Below are 7,081 nucleotides of genomic sequence, written 5' to 3' on the forward strand. Positions count from 1 at the left end.
ACTCTACTCCCCCGCCGCTTTGAGGGGGCTATTCGTACGAATCCGCAAGGTACAGCAAATGAATCAGCTGATGATGATTCGGGGGCTAGAAATATATTTGGTAGTTAAAGCGATGAGGCTCGAAAGCTACGATGCTTTCGAGCCTCATCCAACACACAGACATTTGAACGCATACAAGATCATACGGTTCACTGTCTATGATAGACCCCACTCTGAGGGCCAACTGCATTTTTACGGTTTTATTACGAGGAATTCCAGAAATTTTCCGTATTTTTCGTTTATTACTGTGTTGGAGTCTCTGCAGGCCCCAGCACCGGCTCTCCCGGCAGCTACAGAACCTTAACGGCCCAGCTTAGCCGCAGTCTCCAGGGCATGATCAGCGTCGTACTTCATGGCGTCATACTCGGCAGTTGCCTGCTGAGCCTCAACAAAGGTCTGCTCATCAATCATGTGAGTGTGGCGGATACGAGCAAAGTACAGCAGGCTCAGAACCACAAAGTAGCCCACGCCCACAATTGCCGGAACCATAGAACCGCGCACCATGAAGAGCGCAACCCACACCGCGAAGAGCAGCAGAACGCCAACCGCCGCGGTGAACTGGCCACCCCACAGGCGGAAACCATTGGCAGCAGGCTCAACACGCTTGTACACGATGTAGGCGAACAGAATCAGAACCCACACGGTCAGCGCGCACACCATGATCACAAAAATCATGGAGAGGAACGCTTCCTTCGGGCTGTACAGCGCCAGCAGAATAGCAATAACCATGCCGCTGGTCGACGCCCACACGGCGCGAGCCGGAACGCCAGCACGGTTCACCTGAGCCAGCTGGCGAGGCGCCATGCCGTCAGCCGCCAGGGAGTGTAGCAGACGCGCACCCGCGTACAGGTTTGCGTTCGCGCTCGACAGTGCCGCAATCAGCACCACAAAGTTCACGAAGTGCGCCACGCCCTGAATGCCGAGCTGTTCAAAGACCAGAACGAACGGGGAAGCATCCACCGCATCGCCTATGCCCGAGGCCGAACGCCACGGAATGATAGCAACAACAATCAGCACCGCCAGCACGTAGAAGGTCGCCAGGCGAATCATCATCGCCTTCGCCGAGGAACGCACCGAACGAGAGGGATCCTTCGCCTCCGCAGCAGAGATCGAGATCATCTCAATACCGCCGAAGGAGAACATCACAACAGCCAGCGACAGCCACACCGACTGGGGGCCGTTAGGCATGAAACCGCCGTCGTTGAAGAGGTTCGCGGTACCCACCGCAGCGTGACCGGGCAGACCGAAGAAAACCAGGCACAGGCCCACCAGCAGGAAGGCAACAATCGAAATGACCTTAATCGAAGACAGGAAGAACTCCAACATGCCGAAAGACTTCACGCTGGTCAGGTTCAGCACAATCAGCGCCACACCAAACGCGGCAATACCCGCCCACAGCGGAAGCTGCGGCCACCAATAATTCAAGTACATCGCAACCGACACCAGCTCAACACCGGCAATCAGCACAGTCGCCGTCCAGTAGGCGATGCGAGTCAAAAAGCCCGCGAAGGGGCCCAGGTAGCGGGTAGCAATAGTACCGAAACCGCCGCGGACAGGGTAGCGAACCGCCATTTCACCGGTTGCCGCGCCAATCACCGAAGCGAGCGCAGAACCAATAGCGTAGGTGAGAATGACCGCGGGACCAGCCATCGCAATGGCGGTGCCCGAACCCAAGAAGAGGCCCGTACCGAGCGCGGAACCCATCACGATCATGGTCATCTGTCCGTGGGACAGAGAACGCTTCAGGGTGCGCGATCCGGCGGTCCCCGCTGCAGCGTGGCTGCGGGTATCGTCGTTGTGGGACACGAAGGTGCCTTCCGTCAGTACGCCTTAGGGGCGTGATGTGCAATGTGTGCTCGCACCCGGCTTCTGCGGCTTCTAGCCTCGTTGACGGGTACGAATAGTTAACTATTCTACGGGCACACTCACACCGCTCAGAACAGCGCCGTCTAGGGTACAAAAGCGAAAAGGCACCGAACGGGGGTGCTCCCCCATCCGGTGCCTTTTATGTTTTAGCCTCGCGAGGCTTTATTTAGTGCTGTGCCGCGCTGGTGTTCTCGTCGGCGTGCATAGCGTCCAGGTCGGGGCGCTCATAACCGCCCTGAACCTTCGAGGAGATGGCGTAGCCAATAGAAATCAGCACGAAGAAGACGATGCCGACCATGATCGATTCCTGAACGCCCGAGCCAGGCAGCATGAACATTGCCGCCAGGGTCGCCAGAACACCCGCCAGAGCCAGACCTGCGGTGACGCGGCCACCCAGCACGGTGAAGGAGGAGGCGTCCTTCTGGTCCTTCTTGTACGCCTGGTAGGTCAGCAGAATCATGACCCACACAACCAGGATGCACAGGGTCACCAGCGCCATGAGCAGCGCAAAGATGTCGCCAATCTTGGCAACAGCCATCACGGTTGCCACGACAACGCCGGTGAAGGAGATGAGCAGAGCCACGACCGGCACGCCGCGCGAGGAGGTGCGTGCAGCCACTGCGGGAGCCATACGGTCAGAGCCCAGGGCGTGCAGCAGGCGAGTTGCCGCGTACAGGGAGGCGTTAGCGCCAGAGAGCGCAGCAACGAGCACCACGAAGTTCATGATGTCCGCGGCGAAGGGGATACCCAGCTCAGAGAAGACGAGCACGAACGGCGACTCGGTCAGCTCCGAGTTCTGTGCGGCGGTCTGCCAGGGCACCAGGCACAGAATAATTGCCATGGACACCACGTAGAAGGTGGACAGGCGCCAAATCATTGCCTTCACGCTGGTTGCCACCGAGCGTGCCGGGTCTTTCGCCTCCGCTGCGGAGAGAGAAATCATTTCCACACCGCCGAAGGAGAACATGACAACAGCCATCGAAATCCAGATGGATGCCGGGCCGTTGGGCAGGAAGCCACCGTCGTTCACGAGGTTTGCGGTACCCGCCGCGGCATGACCGGGCAGGCCCACGAACACCAGCAGTACACCAATCACCATGAACACGATGACGGCAGAAACCTTAATCGAAGAGAGCATGAACTCCAGGGCGCCGAAGGACTTCACGCTCACCAGGTTCAGCACCAGAATAATTGCGCCGAAGAGGGCGACGAACACAGCCAGGGGAACGTCCGGGAACCAGTACGCCATGTAGTGGCCAACCGCCACCAGCTCAGCGCCAGCCAGCGGCACGGTGCACGCCCAATACGCCCAGCGAGTCAGGTAGCCGCTAAAGGGGTTCAGGTATCGGCTCGCAATGGTGCCGAAACCGCCCTGGACGGGGTGACGCACGGACATTTCGCCCGCGCACGCAGCAATGGTTGCCGCAATCATCGAACCAATAGCGTAAGAGACGATTGCGCCGGGGCCCGCAATTTTAATGGCGGAGGAGGAGCCCAGGAACAGGCCCGTACCCAGCGCCAAGCCCATCGCAATCATGGTCAACTGGCCGTGGGAGAGGGAACGATTCAACGAGTCGTTCTTCTCCGACTGCTCGGGGGTGTTCCCCTGCAGTTTAGACATAACGTATCTCTTTCTTAGACATGCTGTGTATTGAATAAAGCTGAAATGGCAATGCCGCCCGGTCGTTAGGCCGGGCGGCTCTGCACATCAGCTGTCAGGAGGTTAGCTTATGCCACGTACTCGAGTTCGTGACGCTTGAACCAACCAATAATCGGGTAGCTGATCGGCATGAGGATCACCTCGACCAGGCACTTATAGATATAGCCAATCAGTACGTAGTTGATGAATGCTTCCACGGTGTCGATGCCGAGCACCGGTGCCGCAATGGAGCAGAAGATAACGGTATCGAGCAGCTCACCGACCAGGGTGGAGACGATCATACGCAGCCACAGGAAACGGCCCTTGCTTGCCTTCTTCATTGCCACCATAACCCAGGCGTTCAGGGTCTGACCGAAGAGGTAACCGAGCAGGGAGCCCGTAAAAATCTGCCAGACCGGGCCCAGTACGCTAGCGAATGCCTCCTGGCCGGTGTAGAAGCTCGCAGCGGGCAGGTGCACGATCAGCAAGAAACACAGGGCAGCAAAAGCAGCCGAGCCGAAGGAGGCCACAATCGCGCGGCGGGCACGCTTAAAGCCGTACACCTCAGAAAGAAGGTCGCCAATCACGTAGGCGAGCGGGAAGAGGAAGAAACCACCATCGGTGACAATGGTCGAGCCAATCAGGGGCAGTTCGAAGGGCAGCGGGCCGAACTCCACACCCTTGGTTGCACCAATATTCGAGATGATCAGGATGACGCAGGATGCGCCCAGCAGCAGATCAAAGTAGCCGCGGCGACCAGCCCAGGGCACCGTAACGGTGCTCGTCTGAGCCATAGATTCGCTAACGGGTTTAGCCATTACTTTCCCCAAGTCTTTCTTCATGCGATGTGTTTCTTCACGTAAGGCACGAGCCTTCACGCGTGGTGGGTGAGCGCGCTATGCAGGGCGCTACTCACCGGCTCGTCTGCCACCCGAGCCTATCTAATAGTACCTATATGCTGTGCTGGCGGCAGGTTTCTGCGCCTCTTTCAAGAGTGTGGACGCCTTTCAAGAGTGTGGACTCCGCATGCACCCGGTTACCCGGCGTGGGATGCCTGCGGAGCCGCCTTATCCCGGCAGCGGCAGAACCCGCACATTTACAATGGAGATATGAAGAGACTGAGCCGCAGAGTTCACCGCAGCGGGGTTTACCGCAGCGGCGCTCACCGTACCGGGCAGGTGGCGTCCCCGCTGGAGACGGGGCGTGTGCTGCGTGCCTCGGTGCGCCGCTCGATTCGGGGCTCTATACGGCGAGCGCGGAGGCGGCTGCACCGTAACCAGCGGCGGCTGAGCGCGCATATTCCGCGTCTGCATCCGCTTTTTGCCTATGCGGCGCAGGCTGTGCGCACCGGTCTTTCCCTGCTGGAGCCGGTGTTTCTGGCTTCGTCTGAGTTGCTCGGCTACCGGTCGTTTACGCATCGCGGCCGCAATATCTACTATCGGGTCGATAACCTGCACCTTCTGTCCGAGTCTGAGTATGCGCCCGGTGTGCTGTTCTATTTTGATGGCGACCACCTCTCCCGTGTGGGTAGCCGTCTGTTGCGCCGCGACTCCCCGTTGCGTGCCGAGTTGGCGCAGGTGGCGGCTGAGTTCAATATGCTGTCGGTGCCGGTGTTGTCGCCGGGTAGTTTGCGGGATCCGCGCCTGGCCGATGGTGATTCTTATGCGCCTCCGCTGACCTATAACTGGTGGGTTCGTGCCCGCTCGAACGGCAGGATGGTTCGCGCCCTCATTGAGGAGATTGCCCTGGCGTACAAGGTGGATATGAGCCGCGTCTGGCTTGCGGGCTATTCAGGTGGTGCGGAGTTTCTCAGCTACGAGCTGCTGTCGCACGATATTGACTGGATTCGCGGAGGCGGCGCGACTTTCATCGGTGGAGGCGGTGCTGACGGCGTGCCGGCTCGGGTGCGTGAGCGGGCTGCGCTGAATCCTTCTTCGCATGCGCATCTGTTGATGAGCTGGCATGTGGGTGTGTTGGATGGGCGTTCGCCGTCGGGTCGTCGGCGTATGGCGACGAGTTCTGAGGGGAGTTGGTCGGCGCGGATTGCGGTGCAGGAGGGTAGTGCGTTCTACGAGGGTTTGGGTGCGCGGACTTTGTTGCAGGTGACTCCGGGGCGTGGCCATACGGGGTATCCGATTGCGTCGTTGGTGGGTGCTGATTTGGCGGCTGCTACGCGTTTGGGCTTCTTGTAGTGCCGGTCGTTCTGTCATATTTGTGAAAATTCGCATGGATTGGGCAAATTTCTTGGTGACACATTCAATAAATTCGTCATTTGCTGACGATTTGGGGTAGAGTGTCACTATGCCTCGTATTTCTGCAGCAACCAACGCCGCCCAGCGCGAAAACACCAAGCGCGCCATCCTCAACTCCTTCGGCGAGATCCTCTACAACCGCGGCCTCTCCGGCCTGACCATGACCGACGTCGCCAAGAACGCCGGCATCGGCCGCACCGCGGTCTACAACTACTTCGCCGACATGGGCGAACTGCTGGTCGCCTACGCCCTGGACGAGACCGAACGCTTCCTCAACGAGCTGCGCGTCGGCCTGGAGGGCATCGAAAACCCGATTGACCAGCTCGCGGTCTACATTCGCTTGCAAATCAACGACCTGGCGCGCCGCCACCTGCCTCCGGGCCCTGCGATGCGCTCCATGCTCTCCCCCGAGTCCTACGCGAAGCTCGGCAAGCACGTTCACGAGCTGCAGATGGTGCTCGCGCATATTCTTTCTGCCGCCATTGCCGAGAACTACATTCCGAAGAACGACATTCGCGAACTGGCGATGCTCGTGCACGGCTCCCTCTCCTCAAGCGCCGGTCGCGCCGAGGACGCACCGGATGAGGAAACCCGTGAGCGCCAGATTCTGAATACTATCCGTTTTATTCAGATGGGCCTGGGCGCGCGTTTTGACGCCGAGGGCAACCCGGTTCGCCTGGATTCCGAGGAGTCCCTGCCGGAGCAATCCCCGGTGCAGGAGGCGGGCCTGAAGGTTGCGTCCTAAGCGTGGTATCTCTGCGTAGCGGAACGTAGCTCAGTTATACGTCACAAAAATGCCGCGGACCTGATGCTTCTTTGCATCGGTCCGCGGCATTTTCTGTATTCGGGTAGGCGTTTACGCGGTTAGGTTTTTACGCGAGTAGGTTTTTACGCGCCGGGCAGCAGCGCCGGGGAGATTGAGTCCAGGTCCAGTACGCGCGCATACATGACGGCGCGGCGGTGCAGGGCGTTACGCAGTGCGCGGTGCACGCCGTCTTCGAGGTAGAGTTCGCCTCCCCATTTGACGACGTGAGGGAAGAGGTCGCCGTAGAAGGTGGAGTCTTCGGCGAGTAGGGTCTCGAGGTTGAGGGTTTTTTGGGTGGTGATGAGGGTGTCGAGGCGTACCTGCTGCGGCGGGATTCCTCCCCAGTCGGCATGGGTCATGCCGTGCTGGGGGTAGGGGCGGCTGTCGCCTACTTTTTTGAAGATCATGGTGGTGCTTTCTGCAGGTATGGGGCGCTCCGATGGCGCCCGGAACCGTGGGGTTCTGAAGAAATAGTACCAA

6 protein-coding genes are annotated in these 7,081 nt (G+C 59.4%); 2 read left to right on the top strand and 4 right to left on the bottom strand.

Annotated features, from left to right (window positions below):
• Positions 1 to 339: 339 nt before the first annotated feature.
• The 3 genes from HMPREF2765_RS07435 to HMPREF2765_RS07445 form a co-directional block, all read right to left on the bottom strand.
• A complete protein-coding gene (locus HMPREF2765_RS07435) occupies positions 340 to 1,845 on the bottom strand; it encodes an amino acid permease (protein WP_049350501.1) in 1,506 nt (501 codons plus the stop codon).
• 226 nt (positions 1,846 to 2,071) lie between these two features.
• Positions 2,072 to 3,526 carry an amino acid permease gene (locus HMPREF2765_RS07440; protein WP_070605048.1) on the bottom strand — a complete coding sequence of 485 codons (1,455 nt, stop codon included), beginning with the start codon at positions 3,524 to 3,526 and terminating at the stop codon, positions 2,072 to 2,074.
• 107 nt (positions 3,527 to 3,633) lie between these two features.
• Entirely contained in the window at positions 3,634 to 4,362 is a 729-nt protein-coding gene (locus HMPREF2765_RS07445) for a queuosine precursor transporter (protein ID WP_070605051.1), read from the bottom strand.
• Between the two features lie 291 nt (positions 4,363 to 4,653).
• On the opposite strand from HMPREF2765_RS07445, the gene HMPREF2765_RS07450 reads away from it, so the two are divergent.
• Positions 4,654 to 5,736, top strand: coding sequence for a hypothetical protein (locus tag HMPREF2765_RS07450; RefSeq protein WP_049360592.1), 1,083 nt, complete (start codon positions 4,654 to 4,656; stop codon positions 5,734 to 5,736).
• Positions 5,737 to 5,845: 109 nt separating this feature from the next.
• Complete coding sequence (locus HMPREF2765_RS07455; RefSeq protein ID WP_005509262.1) at positions 5,846 to 6,541, top strand: TetR/AcrR family transcriptional regulator; 696 nt, start codon at positions 5,846 to 5,848, stop codon at positions 6,539 to 6,541.
• Between the two features lie 143 nt (positions 6,542 to 6,684).
• On the opposite strand, the gene HMPREF2765_RS07460 is transcribed toward HMPREF2765_RS07455, so the two are convergent.
• Positions 6,685 to 7,008 (bottom strand): type II toxin-antitoxin system VapB family antitoxin, encoded by a 324-nt coding sequence (locus HMPREF2765_RS07460; protein ID WP_005507186.1) that lies wholly within the window; start codon positions 7,006 to 7,008, stop codon positions 6,685 to 6,687.
• Positions 7,009 to 7,081 lie beyond the last annotated feature (73 nt).

This window comes from Rothia sp. HMSC062H08 (genome assembly GCF_001810775.1).
Taxonomy (GTDB): domain Bacteria; phylum Actinomycetota; class Actinomycetes; order Actinomycetales; family Micrococcaceae; genus Rothia.

Coding starts and splice junctions, on each gene's coding strand:
- HMPREF2765_RS07450 (WP_049360592.1), top strand. CDS start 4,654: ATGAAGAGACTGAGCCGCAGAGTTCACCGCAGCGGGGTTTACCGCAGC.
- HMPREF2765_RS07440 (WP_070605048.1), bottom strand. CDS start 3,526: ATGTCTAAACTGCAGGGGAACACCCCCGAGCAGTCGGAGAAGAACGAC.
- HMPREF2765_RS07445 (WP_070605051.1), bottom strand. CDS start 4,362: ATGGCTAAACCCGTTAGCGAATCTATGGCTCAGACGAGCACCGTTACG.
- HMPREF2765_RS07460 (WP_005507186.1), bottom strand. CDS start 7,008: ATGATCTTCAAAAAAGTAGGCGACAGCCGCCCCTACCCCCAGCACGGC.
- HMPREF2765_RS07455 (WP_005509262.1), top strand. CDS start 5,846: ATGCCTCGTATTTCTGCAGCAACCAACGCCGCCCAGCGCGAAAACACC.